We start from the raw sequence: 21,304 nt of genomic DNA on the forward strand, positions 1-21,304 counted from the left end.
ATGAACCGATTCCGCAAGATCCTGGTCCGATTTGAGAAGACCGACCTCAGCTACTTGGCCTTGGTGCACCTTGCTTGCTCCTTCATTGCCTGGCGGAAAGCTCTCCCTATTTGGGGATAAGCCCTAAGCCGAATAACGGATTTCCGCCGTGCTCGTCGAGGATGGCGCAGTAGTTCTTGGCCTTGCGCTCAGAACCGTGGTTCCTGTGGCTTCCCAGTGCTTCGATGTAGCAGCAGCAGAGCATCAAGGCTTCGTTCTCGTGCCCACTGGCGTTCAGTTCTCGGAGGAACGCGATCCTTTGCCCCAAGTCTTCATAGTATGCCTCGATGAAGAAAGCCTTACCTTCCGAGTCCTCGTCCAATTCTTCCCTCCTTTTGGACCGAACGTGCCGGCTCACTGCGTGGCCGGAAGCCGGAGGTTGGAGGCCAGTGCAGCCAGGGGTTCAAGTAAGCCGCTGGCGCGGCAGAGCAAGTCAACCCCTCCGACGCCCGCCTTTTCTGGCGGCCCCCACCCTGAGTCGTTGATCTAGGCGGAAACCATCGGTCATACCTCTCCTCCTCACATTGGCTGCGCCGGCCCCGCCAGGCCGGCCCACGAAGAGGAGAGGTATGACGATGGCCGACTACTACACCCAATCCATGCGGGCCCTGCAACTGGCTGGGATGAGCGAGAGCACCCAGGAGGCCTACACCCGCGCCGTGAGCCAGTTGGTGCGGTTCTTCGGCAAGCCCCCCGAGGCGCTCTCCGAGGCCGAACTGGGAGACTACTTCCTGCACCGCCGCACCGTCACCGGCTGGTCGGCCGCCACCCTGCGCATCGCCCACGCTGGCATCAAGTTCTTCTTCCGCAACGTCCTGCACCGCGACTTGCACCTGTTCACCTATCTCGACGCCAAGCGCGAACGGCGCCTGCCCTGCATCCTCTCCCGCGACGAGGTCTACCGCGTGTTCTCCCACGTGAGGACCTTCCACAACTACGTCTTCCTCGCCACCGTCTACGCCTGCGGCCTTCGCCTCTCCGAGGCGCTGGCGCTTCAGGTCTCTGACATCGACGGGCAGCGCTCGATGGTCCACGTCCACCGCGGCAAGGGCGCCAAGGACCGCTACGTGCCTCTGGCCGGCGAGACTCTCGCGCTGCTTCGCCAGTACTGGCGCGTGCACCGCAACCCCGTGCTGCTCTTCCCGCGCTCGGCCGTGGCGGAAGGCTGCGCCCCACCGCCCGCCACCCCATGGCCATCGACAGCGTGCAGGGCGCGCTGCGCGAGGCCCGGGTGGCCGCCGGAATCGTCAAGCGCCGGGTGACGATCCACACGCTGCGCCACTGCTACGCCACCCATCTGCTCGAAGCCGGCGTGAACCCCCACATCATCCAGCGCTACATGGGCCACCGCCGCCTCGAGACCACCATGGCCTACTTCCACCTCACGCAGAAGGGCACCGAGGATGCCTTCCGCATTGTCGACTCCCTGATGAAAGGCTTCGAGCATGGGCGCGATCACTGGGGGGGGGCGCTGGGGACGCTGGTGCCTTTTGAGGCTTAGGGATCTCTCCTCTGTTCCGCCAGACCCTTGACTACCGCGCGCTGCACCGACGTGTGGTTGATCCCACACAGCCTCCCCAGTTGCGCCATCGACAGCCCTGCCTCGCTCACGGCTCGGCACAAGAACTCCCGACGCGCACTCGCGATCCGTCGCTCCCGCGAGGCGCCGGTGATCCGCTGCACCGGCACCCCCCACTTGTTCGCCACCTCTTGGAGCACCTCCTCCCACGTCCGCGTCGGAAGCGGCCTGTGCCGTTCCCCCACCTCTCTCCAGATTGCTTCCACGAACTCCCCGCCTCCCAGCACCCTCTCGTCCCCCGCTTCCCGCTCGCGCCGCCCCCGGCCCCCTGCCCTCTCCCCTCCACCGGAGCTTCGCATCAGCCCCCCGCCCGAAAACTCCTCTCGATGCCCCTGATTCCAGCCCGCCATGACGAAGTCGCGATACGCCCTCTTGGCTTGAGTCCTTCGCCCTCCAAACCGGCCCAGGACCTCGTCCACGGCCTGCCACGGTTCGCTTCGAGCCCCCAGGAGCACCGCGTGCCCACTCCATGCAAACCGGTCCAACTCTTCCGGCCTCTGGACCACGCCGCACCGGACCGGGTTGAGGTGAACGTAGCGCACCAGTTCCAGGAAGTACTCCTCCTCCTCGACCACAATGCTCTTGTACCGGTTCTGGAACAGGTGCCCCGTCCTGTGGTGCCGCCGATTGAATCGCACCGCGTGGCGCGTCATCAGCCGTCGCATCAGGTCGGCCAAGGGACGCTCTCCGCGTCGCAGCAAAAGATGGAAGTGGTTGCTCAGAAGACTCCATGCATATAACTGCGCCCCGGTCTCGGCGACGAGTTCCCCGAGGCTCTCCACGAAGCGCTCCCGATCCCGCTCGTCACCGAATATGTCTCGGCGCTCGATCCCACGCGCCATCACGTGGTACACGAGACCGGGGATGTCGAGGCGGGCTTGGCGCGGCATGCACGCCACCCTATCAGGACGCCCCCCGCCAGCAAGCACCAAAAGGAACCACCGTCCCCCGATCCGATCCAATGCAAGCAAGAAGATCATCGATCGGATTCTCATGCCTCGGTTCCAATTCAGGCCAACGGAGCGCATAACTTGGCTGGCGCTTGCGCCAGTCCAAAGTTGATGCGCTTGTTGGCGTCATTTCATTTCGTTATCTTGCCACGGCCTCGTGTATGGGTAGCCCCTGGCCTCCGCTGCCCTGAGAATTCCTATTGCAACCAAGAAGCGGCCCCAGAGCCACATTGAGCAGATCATGACCACGGGCAGCAGCATGACCGCCAGGATCATGACTTTGAATTCTGGTCTTGGGGTCAAATGCTTTTTGATTGGAAGAATGACATTTGTTCCGTATAGAAATAGTATAGTCCCCCCAATGCCAGCAAAAGGCGCTGATAGCTGAGCAAGGACAAAGCGTTTCTTGCTCGATGGTTGTCTTTTCATTCTCAATTCATCTTCACGCCAACGCCTGCCCTCAATGGTTGCCGCAAGCGCGAGAGCGCTGGAGGCAATCCGATTGCAGGGCGTTGTTCGGCGCTTCTTTATGCTTCCTGTGTCTTCTTGCAATTCTATTATACATTTGCGTCTAGCAGGTGCCTCAAGACAGCCTTCAGAAAGGCGCCATTATTGTTATCTTGAACCATCTTCGAAGCGCCGTTGACGACACAAAGCCCCTCTAGTTGTGCCAAACGCTTTCTAGTATTGCGAAATGATTCATATTTGGCCACGGAAAATGCGAGCCTTGAAAAGGTTCCGGGTGCATCATTATTCAAGAATTGTACATACAGTCTTCCTTGCTCATCTAGCCATAGACAATATTCTATAGTGCCGGCCTTACTTAGCTTTGGTGCAACGCCAGTATAAGAAACAATCCTCTTCATCTCTAGATACCCCGCGCCCTATCACTACGATAGCTTGCAAATCGATTTTGCGTTATAACTGGCAGGCAAGTCATCTATTTCTCGCTATGAATGATCTTGAATAGTTTGTCCGCGCCGCAATCCTCCTTGGCGCTTAAGTAGATTCCATTGTAATTCGCAATACCTTTCCCCACTATGTACTTAACTTCATCGTTGCAGGAGTATAGCAGTTTCGGGGGACCCAATTCGTCATATTCCTGCCGAAACCTCTTCCTTTCCTCCGCTCGTCGAGCTTCAGCCTCTTCTATTACTTTCGCGAATTCTAGGGCCTGAGCGTATTGCTGTTGTAGTTGCTTTCTTGCCGCGTCTGCTTTAGCAATATTAATTTGCACTATTGGCCATGAATAGACCCTTCTAAACTTTTCATATTCGTCCGATTTCTTGACTATATTCCGCAAAGGAGAAACTAGATCTGCAAGAAGATCATCAAGATGGCCGCTTGCCCCTGGCAAGACACGGCAAGCCAAGTTCGTATCTACCTCTTCTCCTGCCTCAACGCACTTGTCTGTCAAAAACATAGCGTACTCTAGTTGCCTCTTGGACTTGTAAAATGTCCACGCCTGTATTACTGGATAAACCACGGCAAGCATCGTCACAAAAACAAATATTATGCTGTTGCGACGTTTTCGTAATTGTCCGACTATTGTTGCTTCCAACGCCCATCCTCCTTGTAGTTGAGCACAAGAGTGAGGCCAGTTTTCGCCGAACAACGGCGCGCATGTGCGGTGGCCGGAGCACGAAGTGCGTAGGCCATCCGAACCATGCGCTGGTTAGCAGGGTACTTTTTTTCTAAGCTCCAACCACCTTCTGTACATGAAAAGTAGCTAATTCTTTTAGCGTGAATGAACCGTTGCCTTTCAATGTCGTCTCCAAATCTGCATGTCTTTCGAACCACCTATCTTCAAGTGGATAAAACGTCTTGACATACTCGGTACCAACTTCAATAACTGCTTTGGCTTTTCGATTTCTAAAATCAGTCAAACGCACATCGTACAGATTGTCCCCAACTCTTCCCGTCTTCTGCAAACGAATGGTGGTCGCTGGTTCGTAATAGATGGTGTCCGTATCAGGATTTCGTTTTCGCTCACCACCCTTTGCATAGTACCAATACTCTCTTACTTTCTTTTCCTGGTTAGCGATCCCATATCTTATGGCGAGGGATTCGTTGCCGTGCTTGCCGATTTGATAAGTATATGGTGTATCTTGTTTGTCTCCATCCCTGTGTCGTTGATGCTCGAGTGCCATTCTTAGTTTGTCGGCTTCCTCGCGAGTCTTACGTGCTTCAGCCTCAGCCTTTTCTTGTTCTTGCTGCCTTCTCGATTCTTCAGCCAGCTTGGCCTTGTTATCCAAGTAGGCCGCTTTCGCTTTAGGATTGAAGACGTGATAAATCGCTTGCAATATCTTGTACGTGACAACCAGGGCGATTATTGATAGTACAACTACAAGAACTGCTATAATGGCGACGCCAATTGCCCTAGCGATGAGAGCTATCGCCCCCATGACAAGAAGAAACATGAAACACCCGTCGCCGAGAACGTTCTTTCGCATTTGGGGGTATCACTCCTGCTAACGGCGCGCTCAACCAGCGCTGTCAAGCGTCTGGTTCGAGCGCTGGTTCGCGGCGCTGCCTTGCCACTGGAATTTACGGCCTCGGTGAACCGGAGGGACTTGTTGGCTGCGCTTTCGTTGCCCTCTGGACGTCAGTCTCTATCTCTTCTGCAAGAGTCTGTCGATCGCGTAACCCCAAAATAGGCCTGAAGAGATATGTTAAGAGCAACACGATGCCAACATATACAGAAAGATACCCAGCCGCCATTATCTCCGGGGTTGCGTCGCCACGAGTGTTAATGCCGGCAGCGGCAATCACAATGTATAGGAGAGCCCAGCCAAACTTCTTGATGTGTGGCCAAATACCTATGTTCTTGCGCCGCAGGCGAAGAGATTGAAAAAGGACATACGATAGCACGATTGCCACGCCAACAAATACTAGACGAAAGTCGTTCCGGCTGGCAGCCCATGAGCCGCAAAACACAACCAACAGCGAGCCCATTAGCCACATTTTCTCAAGTAGCAACAGAACGCTTCTAGGCTTTCGTTCGATCAGTGTCTCTGCCGAGGCAATTGACCCTAGGGCGGTATCCGAATGAGCGACGACATCGTTCTCATTGCGGAGCCTCAACTCACTCTCTGCCAAATTGATAGCTTCTGGCTCTAATTCACCGGATTCTATTAGCTTGCGCAGTTCATCCGTTTGCATTGACTTATAGGTCGTTCGTAGCTGCCTGGTCCACATTTCATCCATATTGCCTCCATAGTTCATTCTTTTCAGTTGGAGCAAAGCCAGCTATTGTTTCGCGACTGGCCTGCAAACTTCTAATTGACACAGCGTTCGTTCTCCATGTCGTTTTCGATCTGTCCCATCAATCCACAGAAATCGAGAAATGGCAGATTGCGACGAGCCGAGTCTTGGTCCAAAGTATATTTCATGGTTGCGTTCCAAGAGTGGGCACCATTCTGACATGCAACCATAAAAGAAGCTATCGCCGCGCTGATTTCCAAATTACTTGCTGTATGAGCGAAGCAAACGTCGGCGATTTTCCCCTTATACTCGATTGTCACATTCTTAAAATTCTTCGCAACCCTCTTCTCTCTTGCCAACCACAAGTCAGCCTTGATCGTCTTGTGGTCTGAATAGAACTCGATCCATCCCACGATGCGGTTGTATCTCCATGAAGCCCTGCTGCGGCCAGCACGAACACTGGCAACGATTTCCCGAGAGGCTTCCGATGAAGGAGAATGATCTGAAATAAAGTTCGCCATAGCATTCACCTGCACCTGAAACCTACGCTCATCCTCTGCGTCCAACCGAGCGTAGTATGCCCTTTCGCTCTCTCTGTATACCGGAACAGCAAAGAGGACCCGCTTGTAGTTCATGAAGTGCCTCCGTGACTCTCGCGAACGCGAGGGCTGTGCGGCGGGAGCGTAGCGACCGTCCGAACCAGCCCCTGGTTCGCTGCCTATCTGATTCTTTCGGCTATGTCCTTGGCCTCATCGAGTTCCCAGAGTTCCACGTCCTTCGGAATAAGGTGCGGGTTCGTCCGGATGTAGTATTGCCCAAGGGTTTCATTCCGCTTTTCATTGAAGTGGCGGAGTACGAAAAGTACCTTACGATAGCCCGTTGGCGCCGCGTGGAAGTAATACATGGCCTGATTCCATGTCGTAATCTTCGCGCTCGGCACATTTCCGCCTTCGGTCCATGTATGGGCCTTGCACTCGACGAGAACCTTCTGATCGATGTCGCCGAGGTCGAAGACGTGTGCCTTCTTTCCATTGATGCCGATTTGAACCGACACTCCGGCGGTGAGATGCACGCCGAGGCGAGCGAAGCATGCCTTTGCTCTATCTTCGAAGTCGCGTCCCACTTGAGTATTGCTTGTCGCACCCTTGCGCTGGAATGGCCTATTCATGATCTTTCTGTCTTCGCCTCAATTCATGAGGATTGGCACAACCGTCAGCTTCGTGAAGAACGCGATTCCAGCGGCGGCCGAGACAAACCAGCATTCGTTCCACGTGATTGTCTCAAGCCAAGTGTATCTTCGGCGCCAGCGCTCAATTTTCGCACGCTGATGTGATGTGACAAGCAATGCGAATAGTAGGCTCACGCCAAGGACAAGCCAGCCTGCGGCGTCGATAAGGGACCGAGTGTGCTCAGGAAGCGGGCTGGGCCTCAGCGAGATGTATGCGAAGCCTCCGAACACAGCCAGGAGAACTTTGACATAAAACTCAAAGGCTCGGTAAGTGGCATTATTGTGGTACTCGACTTGGCTTGAAAGGAGTTCATCTTTCAGTTTTCGCCAGTCGTTCCGACGCTCTCCGTTTGGAAGGAAATTGATCCGTCCCAATGCCAGCATTACAACCACAAACAGAACGGCCGCAGCAGTAGCCGGGGCAATGGCTGTCGCGATGACATCGTAGTACGTTATCATCTTACTCCTTCAAGCGAACATAGATTGGGCGTCGAAAGAATCCTTCTCAAGTGCCTACACATGGATACCGGTGCCCATATGTAGGCACTCCGGTGTCTACGTATAAACTCCGCATCCCGCCTCCCGAGTGTCTACATGTAGACGCCAGGCCCCGCAACCCGGCGTCTAGATCTAGACACTGCCCGGGGGACGGGTGGCCGCGAGCCCTTCGGGGCGGTCCTGGGGAACGACGCGGCTTTCCAATCCGAGCTCTCGAACCGTGCCCGCCGGAAGTGACCATAGTCTCCTTTCCGCATCCCACCTGCCGCCGCCCGCCTTCACCCGCGCCCGAAGGTCCTGCTCATCCCACCGAACGCGTATCCAGGCGGCCTCTTCAGGGGCGGGACCGGGTTGCCTTGGCATCCAGTCCCCCTCGGCCACGATGATCTCGGCCGTGGTGTACCTTCGCTTCGCCGCCGCGTCGTAACGATAGCGCACGCACACAAGCCGCCCCTCGAACTCCTCGGCCAGTGTTTGGGTACCCTTGGCGCCGGGCTTCATCGTCTTGAGGATTCTCATCGCGGACACCCGACAAGACTGCAATCGGCCCAGCCAGAGGCCTTGACAAAACCCTTCCGCCATGGCTGACTTACGCACAATATGCGCACTGCGCGCCGCCCCCAGCTCCGAACCAAGCCGCCGAGGCGCTGCGCCCGCCAAGCGAGGGAGGCCTGACGCCATGACCACGCAATCGGCCCTCGACCACATGCGCGATGCCATCCGAACCCACCACTATACGTTTCGCACCGAGAAATCGTACCTTGCCTGGGCTGGTCGCTTTCTGAGGTTCCACGCCGGCCGGGATCCGGCGCGGCTTGGCACCGGGGAGGTGTCGGCCTTTCTGACCCACCTCGCGGTGAAGCGCGAGGTCGCCGCGTCGACCCAGAACCAGGCGCTCTGCGCCATCCTCTTCCTCTTCGAGCACGGGCTAGAGAAGCCCATGGGCGAGTTGGCAGACGTGACCTGGGCCAAACGCCCTGAGCTCCTCCCCGTGGTGCTCACGCGGCCAGAGGTGGCGGCCGTGCTCGGACAACTGAAAGGCACCCTCGCCCTCATCGCCGGGCTCCTCTACGGCTCGGGCCTCCGTATCATGGAGTGCCTGCGGCTGCGCGTGAAGGACGTCGACTTCGCCTACCGCGCGGTCACCGTGAGAGACGGCAAGGGGCAGAAGGATCGCGTAACCATGCTGCCCAAGCCGGTGGAGCCTGCGCTTCGTGACCATCTCGTGCGCGTGAAGGCGCTTCACGACACCGACCTGGCCGAGGGCTTCGGCAAGGTCTACTTGCCCTTTGCCCTGGCCCGCAAGTACCCCAACGCAAGTGAGCAGTGGGGATGGCAGTATGTGTTCCCTTCGGTTCGCCGGTCGGTGGACCCCCGGTCCGGGGTGACCCGCCGTCACCACGCCGGCGCGAAGGCGATCGAGAAGGCCGTCAGCCGCGCCGTGCGTGCCGCCGAGATCCCCAAACACGCCACCCCCCATACGTTTCGCCACTCGTTCGCCACCCATCTCTTGGAGGCAGGCTACGACATTCGCACGGTTCAAGAGCTCTTGGGCCACAAAGACCTGCGCACGACCATGATCTACACCCACGTGCTCCAACGGGGCGGCCACGCGGTCCGGAGCCCTCTGAACGACCTGTGGATCGACCCCCAGTGGCGTAGCCCCGACGCGCCCCCACAGGCGGTGGCTCCCCGTCCACCGGGAACCCCGCGGCCCGTCACTGCTTCGGCCCCTTCGGCTTGGCCCTCTTCAAGACCCTCTCTCCCTCGAGCTCAACCAGCCGGTCGACAAGCGCGGACGGCGCCCCCATGAGCCCCTGGAGCTCTCGGCCCAGCTCGGTGCGGGCCTCGTGCCGCTCTCCCTCGCCCCCTTCCAAACCTCGCGCCCGCTCATGCTCCACCGCGGCGCGCAGCGGCTCGGGGATGGGCCGGTGGCCTGGCTCCCAGCCCCCGTGGAACGCGGCGTCGCGGGCCGCCTCGAGGGCCGGGTAGGCCACCTCGTAGACCTCTTTCCGGCAGGCCTCGCCCCACTGGTCCACCTGCAGCGAGCCCTCGTCGTCGAGACGGAAGCTCACGAGCAGGTCGGCGAGGTGGTGGAGCTCGGCCTCGTCGGCGTTGCCGACCTCGTCCAGGAGGATCGAGGCCTCCTCCGGGTCCTGCGCCTCCACGAGGGACACGTCGCCGTTGGGCCACCGACACAGGTACACGGGCATCACGATTCCTCCGCTGCCCACGGCCGGCCCGCGGCCCAGGCCGCTACGGCTCAGCAACCCTCGGCTGGACCTGGGGCCATCGTGCCTCCCACCTGCTCCGGGCCGGACAGGCGGTAAGGCCAAACGACAGGAGGCCGCACCCGCCGGCGGTTGCCTGCGGATGCGGCCTCGTTGGTCCGATCGGGTGCGGCCTCTCGGCCGGGCTCCGTCATCGCGCCACCCCCGTGAGAGCGAATCGGTCCCCCTTGTAGCGCGGCCCCGGGCGGAGACGCAAGGCGTAAGTTGCCCTCGCGTTGTTTCTCTCCCCCCTGTGCAGAGGGCGCTCCACAGGGCCGACAACGAGCGACTCCGGCTCCGAGCACATCCCGGTGCCCCTGCACCTGGGCGGCCAGCAGCTCGGCGCACGCTCGCCGGCCGACCTATAAAGAAACTCGCTGTCCCCGAGCCCGCAGGAGCGCCGTAGGGCGGGGCTTGCCCCGCCGCACTCGGCGGGCGAACCCCGCTACGCGGGAACCGCCCGCCCTACCGTTTCATCCCTCGGGGTGATCGAAGGTCATGGGCAACTCACTCGGCTCGCCCTCCGCGAGGGCTCATTCTGCGCCGATTGCTTCTCGGTCCCAGAGGATCAGCGCACGGGCAAGGGCGGCCCGGGCGAGGGGGACCGCCTTCGCCTCGTCGGGAGTGTAACAGAAGAGGTCGACTCCTATCCCGCAGTCGGAGAAATACGGTCTTCTCTATGGGACGATGCGGGTGCCGGCGCGGCCCTGCATGGCTTCGACGGCGAGCTCGGGGCTGGTGATGACGACCTCGCGGCCGCCGGCCTCCAGGAACTCCAGGGCGGCGTCGACCTTGGGGCCCATGGTGCCGGGGGGGAAGTGGCCCTGGGCGCGGTATTCCTTGAGCTCGGCGACGCTCACCTCCCCCAGACCCCGCTGGTCCGCCTGGCCGAAGTCCAGGTAGACCCGGTCCACGTCGGTGAGGATGAGGACCGCCTCGGCGCCGAGCTCCCGGGCGAGGACGGCGGTGGCGAGATCCTTGTCCACCACGGCCTCGACCCCCCGAAGCTCCCCCTCGGGCCCCTCGGCCACGGGCACCCCTCCGCCCCCGGCCGCGATGACCACCACGCCCTCCCGGGCGAGCCGGCGGATCACGGCCGCCTCCACGATGCGCAGGGGGCGCGGCGAGGGCACGACCCGCCGGTAGGCCCGGCCTTCCTCCCCCTCGCCCCCGGGCCGGGCGCGCACGACCCGCCAGCCCTTCTCGGCTTCCAGCCGGGCCGCCTCCCCGGCGGTGTACCAGGGGCCGATGGGCTTGGTGGGCGCAGCAAACGCGGGGTCGTCCGGGTCCACGACCACCTGGGTGATGAGGGTCACCACGGGGCGCGCCCGCTCGTGGCGCCGCAGGTGGTTGTAGAGGGTCTGCTGGATCATGAAGCCGATGCCCCCCTCCGAGTCGGCGTCGCAGATGTAGAGGGGCATGGGGGGCACGGTGTTTCGGGCGGCCTCGTTGCGGATGACGATGTTGCCCACGATGGGGCCGTTGCCGTGGGTGACGACGACCCGCCGGCCCTGCCGGAGCATCCGGGAGATCTGGGCGGTGCACGTGCGGGCGTGCTCGAACTGCTCTTCGATGGTGCCCGACTCCCCCCGGCGCAGGAGCGCGTTGCCCCCCAGGGAGACGACGCACAGAGGGGCGCCCCGGCGCCGGTTCACGGGGGCTCCGGCCCCGTCGCAGCGGGCGGGCGGGGGGCGACCACGGTGGCGTCGAGGAACCGCTCCACGTGCCCGCGAAGGCCGGGCCCCCCCGCCTCCTCCACCTCGTAGCGCACCCGCACGGCGGGCCTGGTGAGCCCGAGCAGCCGCGGCAGGTCCACGGGGGTGCCCACCAGGACGAGGTCGCAGGGGGTCGCCTCGATGGTCTCCTTGAGCTCCCGGAGCTGCCCGGGGGAGTACCCCAGGGCCGGGAGGACCGCCCCCAGGTGGGGATACTCCCGGTAGGCCTCCCGGATCGACCCCCGGGCGTGTGGGCGGGGGTCTGCGAGCTCGGCGCCGAAGCGCCGGGCGGCCAGCGCCGCCGCCCCGTAGGCCATGCCCCCGTGGGTGAGGGTGGGGCCGTCGTCCACGGCGAGCACCCGGCGGCCTGTTATGGACTTGGAGGCCTCCAGGGTGAGCGGCGAGGCCAGGCGGACGATGGCCGCCCCCGGGTTGGCCGCCCGCACGCTCGCCTCCACGGCCTCCACGTCCTCGGGGCGGGCGGTGTCCACCTTGTTCACCACCGCCACCCCCGCCCGGCGCAGGTTCGTCTCGCCCGGGTGGTAGGCCAGCTCGTGGCCCGGCCGGTGGGGGTCGAGGACCACGAGCTCGAGATCCGGCCGCAGGAAGGGGAAGTCGTTGTTTCCCCCGTCCCACACCAGCACGTCCGCCTCGGCCTCGGCCGCCCGGAGCACCTCGGCGGTGTCCACTCCGGCGTAGACCGTGGCCCCGGCTTTCAAGTGGAGCTCGTACTCCTCGCGCTCCTCCACGGTGCACCCGGCCCGGTCCAGGTCCTCCAGGGTTCGGAAGCGCTGGCAGCGCTCGGCCAAGAGGTCGCCGTAGGGCATGGGGTGGCGCAGCACGGCGGTGGCAAGCCCCCGCTCCCGGCACAGCTTCACCACGTACCGGGCCACCGCCGACTTGCCGCACCCCGTGCGCACGGCGCAAACGGAGATCACCGGCCGGCGCGCCGGGAGCATGGTGCGCTCGGGGCCCAGGAGCCAGAAGTCGGCCCCCGCGGCGAGCGCTCGCGACGCCCGGTGCATCACCTGCTCGTGGGAGATGTCGCTGTAGGCGAAGACCGCGAGGTCGGCGCGGTGGCGCCGCAGCAGGTCTTCGAGCTCGGCCTCGGGCCGGATGGGGATGCCCCGGGGGTAGAGGGGGCCCGCGAGCTCGGGGGGGTAGGTGCGCCCCTCGGTGCCGGGGATCTGGGCGGCGGTAAAGGCCACCACCTTGACGCCGCGGTCGGCCCGGAAGACCACGTTGAAGTTGTGGAAGTCGCGCCCCGCCGCCCCCAGGATGACGGCCCGCCTGCGGATCACAGCGCCTCCGTGCCGAGCCCCGCGAGGGCGTCGTCCAGGATGGCCAGGGCCCGGTCGAGCTCGTCTTCCCGGAGCACGAGCGGCGGCGCCAGCCGTAGCGCCGTCTTGTGGGCCCCGCACTCCAGGAGGAGGAGGCCCCGCTCCAGGGCGTGGGCCTGCACCCGCTCCACGCCCTCGGGGTAGGGCTCTTTGCCCAGGCGCGCGAGCTCGACCCCGATCATGAGCCCGAGCCCCCGCACGTCTCCCACGCAGGGATGGCGCCGCCGGATCTCCCCCAGGCGGTCCAGGGCCCGCCGCCCCAGGACCCGGGCGTTTTCCAGGAGGCCCTCCTCTTCGATCACCCCGATCGTGGCCACGGCGGCGGCGCAGGAGACGGGGTTCCCCCCGAAGGTGGTGCCGTGGGCCCCGGGGGGCCAGCGGTCCATGAGCTCGGACCGCGAGACCACGGCGCTCAAGGGAAGGCCCGAGGCAATGCCCTTGGCCAGGGTCACCACGTCGGGCACGACCCCGAAGTGCTCGCAGGCCAGCCACCGGCCCGTGCGCCCCATGCCCGACTGGACCTCGTCGCAGACCAGGAGGATGCCCCAGCGGTCGCACAGGGCCCGCAGGTGGGCGAGGAACCCCGGGGGCGGGACGGCGTACCCCCCCTCCCCCAGCACCGGCTCCACCACGACGCAGGCGAGCTCGTCGGGGGTCACCAGGTGCCGGAAGAGCCACTCCAGGTGGTCCCGGCACGCCTCTCCGCAGGTCTCGGGGGCCCGGCCCACGGGGCAGCGAAAGCAGTAGGGGTAGGGGGCGTGGTGCACGCCCGGCAGCAGCGGCGCGTAGCCGCGGCGGTAGCGCGCGGTGGAGGCCGTGAGGGAGAGCGCGCCGAGGGTGCGGCCGTGGAAGGAGGGGGCAAAGGCGAGCACCCCCTGGCGCCCGGTGTGGAAGCGGCAGAGCTTGATCGCCCCCTCCACGGCCTCGGCCCCGGAGTTGCTGAAGAAGAAGCGGTCGAGCCCGGGCGGCAGCACCCGGGCCAGGGCCTCGCAGAGCTCCAGGAGGGGCTCGTGGTAGAAGATGCACCCGGCGTGGAGGAGCTTCTCGGCCTGCCGCCGCACCGCCTCCACCACCCGTGGGTGGTTGTGGCCGGTGTTGGCGGTGGCCAGACCGGCGGTGAAGTCCAGGTACTGCCGCCCGTCCTGGTCCTCCACCGTGGCACCCCGGGCCCGCACGGCCACGAAGTCGTTGTGGATCACCAGGGCGGAGGTGAGGTGGGCTCGTGCCCTCTGGAACCGATCGGGATCCATGGCAGCCTCGTGGCCCGCGCGGCGGCCCGATGGGACGTATGAGACCTATGGGACGTACTTCACCCGCCCCCCTTCACCTTCCACGTGGTACCACCGGGGCCGTCCTCCAGGACGACGCCCCAGGCGGCGAGCTCGTCGCGCACGGCGTCGGCGCGCTTCCAGTCCTTGTCCTTCCGGGCCTGGTTTCGCTCGGCGATCTTCGCCTCGACGGCGGCGGGGTCCAGACCCTTGGCTGCCGCGGCCCCCTGGCGCAGGGCTCCGAAGTAGGCTGCGGGCGGCTCCTGGAGGAGGCCGAGCACTCCCCCCACCCGGCGGAGGCTCTCGGAAGCGTACCGGAGCACGGCCAGGTTCCGGGGGCTCGGTTCGAAGCCCTCGTGGAGGAAGGCCCCCACCTGGCGGGCGCACTTGTGCAGGTAGCCCAGGGCCTCGGCGGTGTTGAAGTCGTCGTTCATCGCCTCTTCGAACTGGAAGAGGAGCCCCAGTACCGCCTCGTGGGCCGCGCGGGCGCCGTTGGCGAGTTCTCCCACGGGCACCTGGGCCGGCGCCTCGCGCCCCGCCAGCCCCTCGTCGATGCGCGCCATCAGCCCGTAGAGTCGGTCGAGGCCCGCGGCGGCCTCGTGCACCGAGACGTCGGAGTAGTCCACGGGGCTGCGGTAGTGGTGGGAAAGGAGGAAGAACCGCAGCACCTCGGGGTGCACCTGCTTGAGAACCTCGCGGATGGTGAAGAAGTTCCCCAGGCTCTTGGACATCTTCTCCTGGTTGATGTTCACGAACCCGTTGTGCATCCAGCAGCGCACGAAGGGCTCTCCGGTGGCCGCTTCCGCCTGGGCCACCTCGTTCTCGTGATGGGGAAAGACGAGGTCGCGTCCCCCGCCGTGGATGTCGAGGGTGGGCCCCAGGTACTTCTGGCCCATGACGGTGCACTCGATGTGCCACCCCGGTCGCCCCGGGCCCCAGGGGCTGGGCCAGGACGGCTCGCCGGGCTTGGAGGCCTTCCAGAGGGCGAAATCCAGGGGGCTCTTCTTGCGGGCGTCCACCTCGACCCGGGCGCCGGCCACCATCTCGTCCAGGGGGCGGCGCGAGAGCTTGCCGTAGGGCGGGTAGCTCTCCACCCCGAAGTACACGTCGCCCTCCACCTCGTAGGCGTGGCCCCGCTCGATGAGCTTTTGCACGTGGGCGATCATGTCCTCCACGTGCTCGGTGGCCCGGGGCTCGCGGGTGGGCCGCAGCACCCCCAGGGCGTCCATGTCCTCGTAGAAGGCCGCGATGTAACGCTCGGCGACCTGCTGGGCGGAGACCCCCTCCTCGTTCGCGCGCCGGATGATCTTGTCGTCGATGTCGGTGAAGTTGCGGACGTAGGTGACCTCGTAGCCGGAATACTTGAGGTACCGGTACACCACGTCGAAGACCACCGCCGCCCGGGCGTGGCCCACGTGGCACAGGTCGTACACGGTGACCCCGCACACGTACATCCCCACCCGGCCTTGCGCGAGCGGCGCAAAGCCCTCTTTGGTCCCGGACAGGGTGTTGAAGATCTTCAGGGACAAGGTCGCGTCTTCCTTTCGCCCCGGGGGCACGGTTGACGGTGGGCGGCCGGCCGGCGCTCTGCGGCCCGGGGGCTCCCGCCCGAAAACATCGGCGGACGGTACCAGAGGAGGGGGCGAAAGTAAAGGCGGCCGGCACGGGGAGGGCCCCGCGGATTCACCAAATTATTGCAATAACTTCCAACACTTGGCCTGATGCCTGTGGCACGGGGAGGGGCGGCCGCCGGGTGCTGCGGCCGCCTTGCGGCGCCTCAATCCTCCTCGGGGCCCCGACGCAGCCCCTCCATCGCCTGCTCCACCCGCGCCCTGGCGTCCCCTGCCGGCAGTCGGCGCGCCGCCTCCTCGTAGTGGCGGCGGGCCAGGTCGGGGCGGCCCGCGTCCCGGTAGTGGTCACCCAGGGCCTCGTGGGCCTCGGCCTCGCGCCCCGCCTTGCCCAGGGCGAGCCCCCGATGGTAGGAGAGCCTCTCCCACTCGGGGTCTCGGGCGGCCAGCTCGTCGTACACCGCGAGGGCGTCGTCGCCCCGCTCCTGTTCCAGGTACGCCCACCCCAGGTCCCGCAGGGCCGGCACCGGGGCCGCCCCTGCGGCCCGCAGGGCCTCGAGCCGGGCGATGCCCTCGCCGGGGTTCCCCCGGCGAAGCCACACCCGCGCCGCCTCGTGGAGCACCTCGGGCTCGCCGGGGGCCAGGGCCAGGGCTTCCGCCAGGAGGCCCAGGGCCTCCTCGTAGCGCCCCTGGCCGCGCAGGAGCACCGCCAGGCCCAGCCGGGCGTCGACGCTCTCCGGGTGCTCCGCGACGCGCTGCCGGAAGGTGGCCACTCCCCAGGAGCGGGGATCTTCCGCCAGCACCCGCGCCTGGGCTCGCCACAGGCCTCCCCGAGCCGCGGCGTCGGGCCGCACCCGGGGGGGATCGCGCAGGGCGTCGGCGATGTAGGAGGAGCGGTTCTCCGGAAGGGGATGGGTAAAGAGGTACGCAGGGACGCCCTGGGGCGCCGGGGACTCCCGCCGGATGGTCTCCATGAACCGCACGAGCCCCCAGGGATCGTAGCCGGCGGCCACCAGCGCCCGGGCAGCCCTTCGGTCGGCGTCCTCCTCGTCGGCCCGGCTGTACTGGAGCATCTTGGTCTGGGCCCCGGCCACCCCGAAGGCGGCCACGGCGGCCCCGGCCTGGGGACTGCCGCTCAGGAAGGCCCCGGCCAGCACCGCAGCCATGGCCGCCAGGTTCACCTTCGTGGCCTTCTGGACCCGGTGGGCCAGGTGGCGGGCCTCGGCGTGGCCCACCTCGTGGGCCACCACTCCGGCGAGCTCGCTCTCGTCCTGGCACACGAGCACGGTCTGGGAGGTGACGAAGATGTGCCCCCCCGGCACCGCAAACGCGTTGATGCGGGGATCGGCCACCACGTGGAAGGTCATCTCGAACTGGCTGGCGCCCATGGCGGAGCCCACCCGGTCCCCGATGCCCTTGAGATAGGCGCGCAGGTAGGGATCGTCGAGGATCTTGAACTCGCGCTCGACCTCCGCCACCACCTGCCGGCCGATCCGGCGCTCCTCGGCCCGGCTCAGGAGGTTGTCGCCCCCCACCACCGGGACGGCACACCCCTGGAGCAGCCCCGCCAGCGCGGCCCATGCCCCCCACAACGTCGAGGTTCTCATGCCCCCAGGGTACCCCGGGACGCCGGACCGGGGAAAGGGAAGGCGGGCAGGCCGGGGTTTTCGCCCCGGGTCGCCCGTGGTACCATTCGGCGCCTTCGCCCGCCCCCCGAGCCCTGCGCCAGGAGCACCCGTGCCCCACTCCACGGTCTTTCCCTTCTCGGCCCTCGTGGGCCAGGAGAGCATGAGGCTGGCCCTCATCCTCAACGTGATCGACCCCACCATCGACGGGGTCCTGATCCGGGGCGAGAAGGGCACGGCCAAGTCCACCGCGGTGCGGGCGCTGGCCCAGCTCCTGCCCGAGATCCCCGTGGTGGCCGATTGCCCCTTCCGGTGCCACCCTGCCCGCGCCCGGGACATGTGCGCGGCGTGCCGCCTGCGCCTCGAGGAGGGGCGCACGCTTCCCGTGGAATCCCAGCGCATGCGGGTCCTGGATCTGCCGGTGGGGGCCACGGAGGACCGGGTCGTGGGCTCCCTCGACATCGAGCAGGCCCTGAAGACGGGGGAAAAGCGCTTCGAGATGGGGCTGCTGGCCAAGGTGCACCGGGGCATCCTGTACGTGGACGAGGTGAACCTTTTGGAAGACCACATCGTGGACGTGCTCCTGGACGCCGCGGCCATGGGGGTGAACCACATCGAGCGCGAAGGGGTTTCCTACACCCACCCGTCCCACTTCGTCCTGGTGGGCACCATGAACCCCGAGGAGGGGGAGCTGCGGCCCCAGCTCCTGGACCGCTTCGGCCTGTGCGTGGACGTGACCGGCATCCGCGACCCGGCGCTGCGGGTCGAGGTGCTCAAGCGCCGGCGGGCCTACGAGGCCGACCCGGCCGCCTTCCGCCGGGCTTGGGAAGCCGAGGATGCCCGCCTGCGGGAGGCCATCGTGCGGGCCGAGAGGCTTCTGCCCCGGGTGGAGGCCGGCGACGACGTCCTCCAGGTCATCGCCGCCCTGAGCGTCGACCTGGGGGTGGACGGCCACCGCGCCGACGTGGCCCTGGGGAAGACCGTGGCCGCCCTGGCCGCCTTCCGGGGCCGCACCGCGGTGACCGACGCCGACATCGCCGAGGCAGCCGCCCTGGTCTACCCCCACCGGATGAAGAAGACCCCCTTCGAGGAGCGCATCCTCTCCCAGGAAGAAGTGGTGGCCTCCGTGCGCCGCACCCGGGAAGCTCAGGAGGAGCAGCGGGCCGCGGCTAAAAAAAAAGCCCTCACCTGAGCCCCGAGAAGAAGCCCGAGGACCGGCTGGTCCTCGAAGAGCGGGTGTACGCGCCGTCGGGCCTCTTCCGGGTGCGCGGCACCCTGGTGACGCGCCGGGCCCGCCCGAGCCTCTCCCGGGGGCGCCGCATCAAGAACGTCCCCTCCCCCGACGCCGGCCGCTACGTGCGCGCCCGCCTGCCCCTGGGCAGGCCCCGCTCCCTGGCCGTGGACGCCACCCTGCGGGCCGCCGCCCCCCACCAGCTGCGCCGCCGCGCCGAAGAAGCGGCCGCGGGCGGCGAGGGTGCCGCCGGCAGGACCACGGTGCTCCTGGTGCGGTCGCCGGACCTGCGCGAGAAGGTGCGCACCCGAACCTCGGGGGTGAGCCTGCTCTTCGGGGTGGACGCTTCCGGGTCCATGGGGGCCGAGGAGGTCATGGCCCGGGCCAAGGGGATCGTGCTGTCGCTGCTCGCCGACGCGTACCAGAAGCGCGACCGGGTGGGCCTGCTGGCGTTTCGGGGCACCGAGGCCCGCCTGGTGCTTCCGTTCACCACCAGCGTGGGCCAGGCGCAGCTGCGGCTGCGGGAGCTCCCCACGGGGGGCAAGTCCCCCCTGGCCCTGGCCCTGGCCAAGAGCCTCGAGGTGTTCGGCCGGGAGGCCCGCAAGCACCCAGGCCGCACCCCGCTCCTGGTGCTGCTCACCGACGGCAAGGCCAACATCAGCATGGAGGGCCGCGACCCCTTCGAGGAGGCCCTGACCCGCGCCCGGCGGCTGCGCGCCGCCGGCATCCGCAGCCTGGTGGTGGACACGGACCAGACGTGGATCGACTTCTACCCCTACCCCCGGGTGCTCGCCCAGGCCCTGGGGGCCCCGTGCCTGCCCCTGCGGGAGCTGGAGCGGGGCCGGGTCATCGACTTCATGAACCTGGGGGGAGACCCTTCCCGGCGGGCTGCCGTCAGTAGATGACCCCGGCCCCCGGCCGGAGCACCTCGATGACGTCGAACCAGTCGCCGCTCGCCTCCAGGACGGCTTCCTCCAGCACGCCGGGGGAGAGGCCCGCCTGGGACCAGAGCCGGGCGGGGAGCTCGAGCTCCTTGAGGGAACCGGCAGCGACGGCACCGGTCCCCGGTTCCTCCACCTCTGCCACCGCGTGGCCGAGGTGCAGCAACGCGGCGTCCACCGGGAAGCTTCGCGCCGCCGCGGGCTCGTGGTGGAACTGGACGGGCTCCCAGAGGCTCTCGGGCAGACCCCAGGATCTCAGGAGCTCGCCCCCCACGTCGGCATGGGTAAACCCCAGCGCCGCGCGTTCCCGCGCCAGGAGCTCGGCGCCGGTTCGAGGCGGGGGTTCCGCGCAGGCCCGGCACGCCCCGGGCGCCTGATGGCACAGGACGAGCCGCCCCACGTCGTGGAGGAGCCCCGAGACGAACCCCCGCTCCCGGTGTCGGGGCTGGCGCCGGGCCGCCAGGGCCCGCACGAGCAGCGCGCAGTGCACGCTGTGGTGCCAGAAGGCGTCCAGGTCGAAGCCCTCGGGCTTGAGCCGCTGGAGGGCCCCCGTCGCGGCGGAGGAGAGCACCAGGTGGCGCAGCTCCTCGTTCCCCACCAGGGCCACGGCCCGGGACACCGTCTCCACCCGGGAGGGCAGCCCGTAGCAGGCGCTGTTCACCAGCCGCAGCAGGCGCGAGGTGAGCGCCGGGTCGTGGGCGACCACCTCGCCCAGGGCGGCCGCATCGGCCCGGGGATCGTCGAGGAGCTGGCTGATGCGCAGCCACACGTCGGGGAGGGAGACGAGGCCCGATACGCCGTCCACCAGCTCGCGCGGGGTCATGGGAGTCCTCCTGTGGAGAAGACCGTCCGGAAGGGCGGGGGTCAGTGTACCGGCCAGGTCCGCAAACCCCAAGGGGTTCCTGTCCTCCGCTTGACGCTCCCCGGCTCCTGTTGTAAGCAAGCACGTCCCCACCCAGGCTGGCAGGAGGTTCTCATGTCGTGGTTTCGGTTGGCAGGTTCGTTGGTCGCCATCACCCTGTGGACGGCGACCGGCGCCTCGGGAGCGGTCTTCGTCACCGATCAGCTCGAAATTCCCCTGCGCTCCGGGCCGACGCTGGAGTACAGGATTCTGCGAATGCTCCCGAGCGGGGCCCCTGTGGAGCAGCTGGAGGACAAGGAAGGCTGGAGCCGGGTGCGCACGGGCGCCGGGGAGGAGGGGTGGGTCCTGACCCGCTACCTGACCACCCAGCCGCCCAGGGGTCCTCTGCTGGACGCCGCCCGGCGCGACCTGGAGCTCGCGCGTGCGGAGGCGGCACAGCACAAGGCCTCCCTGGACGCCACCCGCGCGGAACGCGACCGTGCCGCAGCCGATGGGCGGCGCTTGCAGGGCCGCCTGGAGGAGGTGGAAACAGAGTTCGCCGCCTGGAAGGCCATCAACCAGGACGTGATGGCGCTGCGGGACAGGGCGGAGGAGCTGCGGGCGGCCCAGGAGGGAGCCCAGGCCGAGCTGGAGCGGCTGCGCGTCGAAAACCAGAGCCTCAAGGCCCGGGAGACCTTCTACTGGTTCTTTTCCGGGGTGGTGGTGCTCCTCCTGGGCTGGGTGCTGGGCTACGTGTACGCATCGTCCCGCCAGCGGGCAAAGTCCCACAGCCGGCTGCGCCTGTAGAAGTCCTTTTGGCGGTCCGAGGCACGGCCTGGATCGGAGCCGGTTCGAGGTTTCGAGAGATCCGCGGCCCGATTACGGCCGGCTGGCCTCCCCCTGGGACCGGACCTCCTGGAGGGCGCGCCGGTAGAGGGGGCGCGGGGCTGCGGTGAGCGCCTCCTGCAAGTGGGTTTCCGCCAGGGTCAGCCGGCCCGTGGCCCGGT

The 21,304-nt window shown here is 66.1% G+C and carries 21 protein-coding genes; 6 read left to right on the forward strand and 15 right to left on the reverse strand.

Annotation, left to right across the window (positions count from 1 at the left end):
• Window positions 1-106: 106 nt before the first annotated feature.
• A complete protein-coding gene (locus AB1578_12420; protein ID MEW6488702.1) occupies window positions 107-361 on the reverse strand; it encodes a hypothetical protein in 255 nt (84 codons plus the stop codon).
• 253 nt (window positions 362-614) lie between these two features.
• Between AB1578_12420 and AB1578_12425 the strand changes: the two genes are divergently transcribed.
• Both AB1578_12425 and AB1578_12430 read left to right on the forward strand, forming a co-directional pair.
• The gene (locus AB1578_12425) at window positions 615-1,301 is read left to right on the forward strand and encodes a site-specific integrase (protein ID MEW6488703.1); all 687 of its coding nucleotides are present in this window, start codon (window positions 615-617) and stop codon (window positions 1,299-1,301) included.
• Complete coding sequence (locus AB1578_12430; protein MEW6488704.1) at window positions 1,271-1,540, forward strand: tyrosine-type recombinase/integrase; 270 nt, start codon at window positions 1,271-1,273, stop codon at window positions 1,538-1,540. The genes AB1578_12425 and AB1578_12430 overlap by 31 nt, the downstream gene beginning before the upstream one ends.
• Here AB1578_12430 and AB1578_12435 read toward each other — a convergent pair.
• The 7 genes from AB1578_12435 to AB1578_12465 form a co-directional block, all read right to left on the reverse strand.
• Entirely contained in the window at window positions 1,537-2,508 is a 972-nt protein-coding gene (locus AB1578_12435) for a transposase (GenBank protein MEW6488705.1), read from the reverse strand. The two genes, AB1578_12430 and AB1578_12435, sit on opposite strands and share 4 nt — an antisense overlap.
• A gap of 1,000 nt (window positions 2,509-3,508) precedes the next feature.
• Complete coding sequence (locus AB1578_12440) at window positions 3,509-4,129, reverse strand: hypothetical protein (GenBank protein MEW6488706.1); 621 nt, start codon at window positions 4,127-4,129, stop codon at window positions 3,509-3,511.
• A gap of 133 nt (window positions 4,130-4,262) precedes the next feature.
• Window positions 4,263-5,021, reverse strand: a complete 759-nt coding sequence (locus AB1578_12445) for a hypothetical protein (GenBank protein ID MEW6488707.1) — start codon at window positions 5,019-5,021, stop codon at window positions 4,263-4,265.
• An 825-nt stretch (window positions 5,022-5,846) separates the two neighbouring features.
• Window positions 5,847-6,407 (reverse strand): hypothetical protein, encoded by a 561-nt coding sequence (locus AB1578_12450; GenBank protein ID MEW6488708.1) that lies wholly within the window; start codon window positions 6,405-6,407, stop codon window positions 5,847-5,849.
• A gap of 83 nt (window positions 6,408-6,490) precedes the next feature.
• On the reverse strand, window positions 6,491-6,940 hold the full coding sequence (locus tag AB1578_12455; protein ID MEW6488709.1) for a hypothetical protein: 450 nt from the start codon (window positions 6,938-6,940) through the stop codon (window positions 6,491-6,493).
• Window positions 6,941-6,958: 18 nt separating this feature from the next.
• A complete protein-coding gene (locus AB1578_12460) occupies window positions 6,959-7,459 on the reverse strand; it encodes a hypothetical protein (protein ID MEW6488710.1) in 501 nt (166 codons plus the stop codon).
• Window positions 7,460-7,630: 171 nt separating this feature from the next.
• Window positions 7,631-8,017 (reverse strand): hypothetical protein, encoded by a 387-nt coding sequence (locus AB1578_12465; protein ID MEW6488711.1) that lies wholly within the window; start codon window positions 8,015-8,017, stop codon window positions 7,631-7,633.
• A 160-nt stretch (window positions 8,018-8,177) separates the two neighbouring features.
• On the opposite strand from AB1578_12465, the gene AB1578_12470 reads away from it, so the two are divergent.
• Window positions 8,178-9,311, forward strand: a complete 1,134-nt coding sequence (locus AB1578_12470) for an integron integrase (protein MEW6488712.1) — start codon at window positions 8,178-8,180, stop codon at window positions 9,309-9,311.
• Here AB1578_12470 and AB1578_12475 read toward each other — a convergent pair.
• From AB1578_12475 to AB1578_12500, 6 genes are all read right to left on the reverse strand, one after another.
• Window positions 9,217-9,711 (reverse strand): hypothetical protein, encoded by a 495-nt coding sequence (locus AB1578_12475; GenBank protein MEW6488713.1) that lies wholly within the window; start codon window positions 9,709-9,711, stop codon window positions 9,217-9,219. The two genes, AB1578_12470 and AB1578_12475, sit on opposite strands and share 95 nt — an antisense overlap.
• A 734-nt stretch (window positions 9,712-10,445) precedes the next feature.
• A complete protein-coding gene (arcC, locus tag AB1578_12480) occupies window positions 10,446-11,423 on the reverse strand; it encodes a carbamate kinase (GenBank protein ID MEW6488714.1) in 978 nt (325 codons plus the stop codon).
• Window positions 11,420-12,784: a cyclic 2,3-diphosphoglycerate synthase gene (locus tag AB1578_12485; protein MEW6488715.1), complete on the reverse strand. Its 1,365-nt coding sequence runs from the start codon at window positions 12,782-12,784 to the stop codon at window positions 11,420-11,422. Before AB1578_12485 ends, arcC begins: the two co-directional genes overlap by 4 nt.
• A complete protein-coding gene (locus AB1578_12490) occupies window positions 12,781-14,073 on the reverse strand; it encodes an aspartate aminotransferase family protein (GenBank protein MEW6488716.1) in 1,293 nt (430 codons plus the stop codon). Before AB1578_12490 ends, AB1578_12485 begins: the two co-directional genes overlap by 4 nt.
• Window positions 14,074-14,132: 59 nt before the next feature.
• A complete protein-coding gene (gene cysS, locus AB1578_12495; GenBank protein MEW6488717.1) occupies window positions 14,133-15,620 on the reverse strand; it encodes a cysteine--tRNA ligase in 1,488 nt (495 codons plus the stop codon).
• 248 nt (window positions 15,621-15,868) lie between these two features.
• Window positions 15,869-17,266: a M48 family metalloprotease gene (locus AB1578_12500; protein ID MEW6488718.1), complete on the reverse strand. Its 1,398-nt coding sequence runs from the start codon at window positions 17,264-17,266 to the stop codon at window positions 15,869-15,871.
• Window positions 17,267-17,396: 130 nt separating this feature from the next.
• Here AB1578_12500 and AB1578_12505 point away from each other — a divergent pair, with 130 nt between their 5' ends.
• Window positions 17,397-18,476 carry an ATP-binding protein gene (locus tag AB1578_12505; protein MEW6488719.1) on the forward strand — a complete coding sequence of 360 codons (1,080 nt, stop codon included), beginning with the start codon at window positions 17,397-17,399 and terminating at the stop codon, window positions 18,474-18,476.
• A gap of 44 nt (window positions 18,477-18,520) precedes the next feature.
• Window positions 18,521-19,420, forward strand: a complete 900-nt coding sequence (locus tag AB1578_12510) for a VWA domain-containing protein (GenBank protein ID MEW6488720.1) — start codon at window positions 18,521-18,523, stop codon at window positions 19,418-19,420.
• On the opposite strand, the gene AB1578_12515 is transcribed toward AB1578_12510, so the two are convergent.
• Window positions 19,410-20,279, reverse strand: a complete 870-nt coding sequence (locus tag AB1578_12515) for an HDOD domain-containing protein (protein MEW6488721.1) — start codon at window positions 20,277-20,279, stop codon at window positions 19,410-19,412. The two genes, AB1578_12510 and AB1578_12515, sit on opposite strands and share 11 nt — an antisense overlap.
• 153 nt (window positions 20,280-20,432) lie before the next feature.
• Between AB1578_12515 and AB1578_12520 the strand changes: the two genes are divergently transcribed.
• On the forward strand, window positions 20,433-21,104 hold the full coding sequence (locus AB1578_12520; GenBank protein MEW6488722.1) for a TIGR04211 family SH3 domain-containing protein: 672 nt from the start codon (window positions 20,433-20,435) through the stop codon (window positions 21,102-21,104).
• The last annotated feature ends 200 nt before the right edge of the window (window positions 21,105-21,304 follow it).

The sequence above is a fragment of the Thermodesulfobacteriota bacterium genome (genome assembly GCA_040756475.1).
Lineage (GTDB): Bacteria > Desulfobacterota > Deferrisomatia > Deferrisomatales > JACRMM01 > JBFLZB01.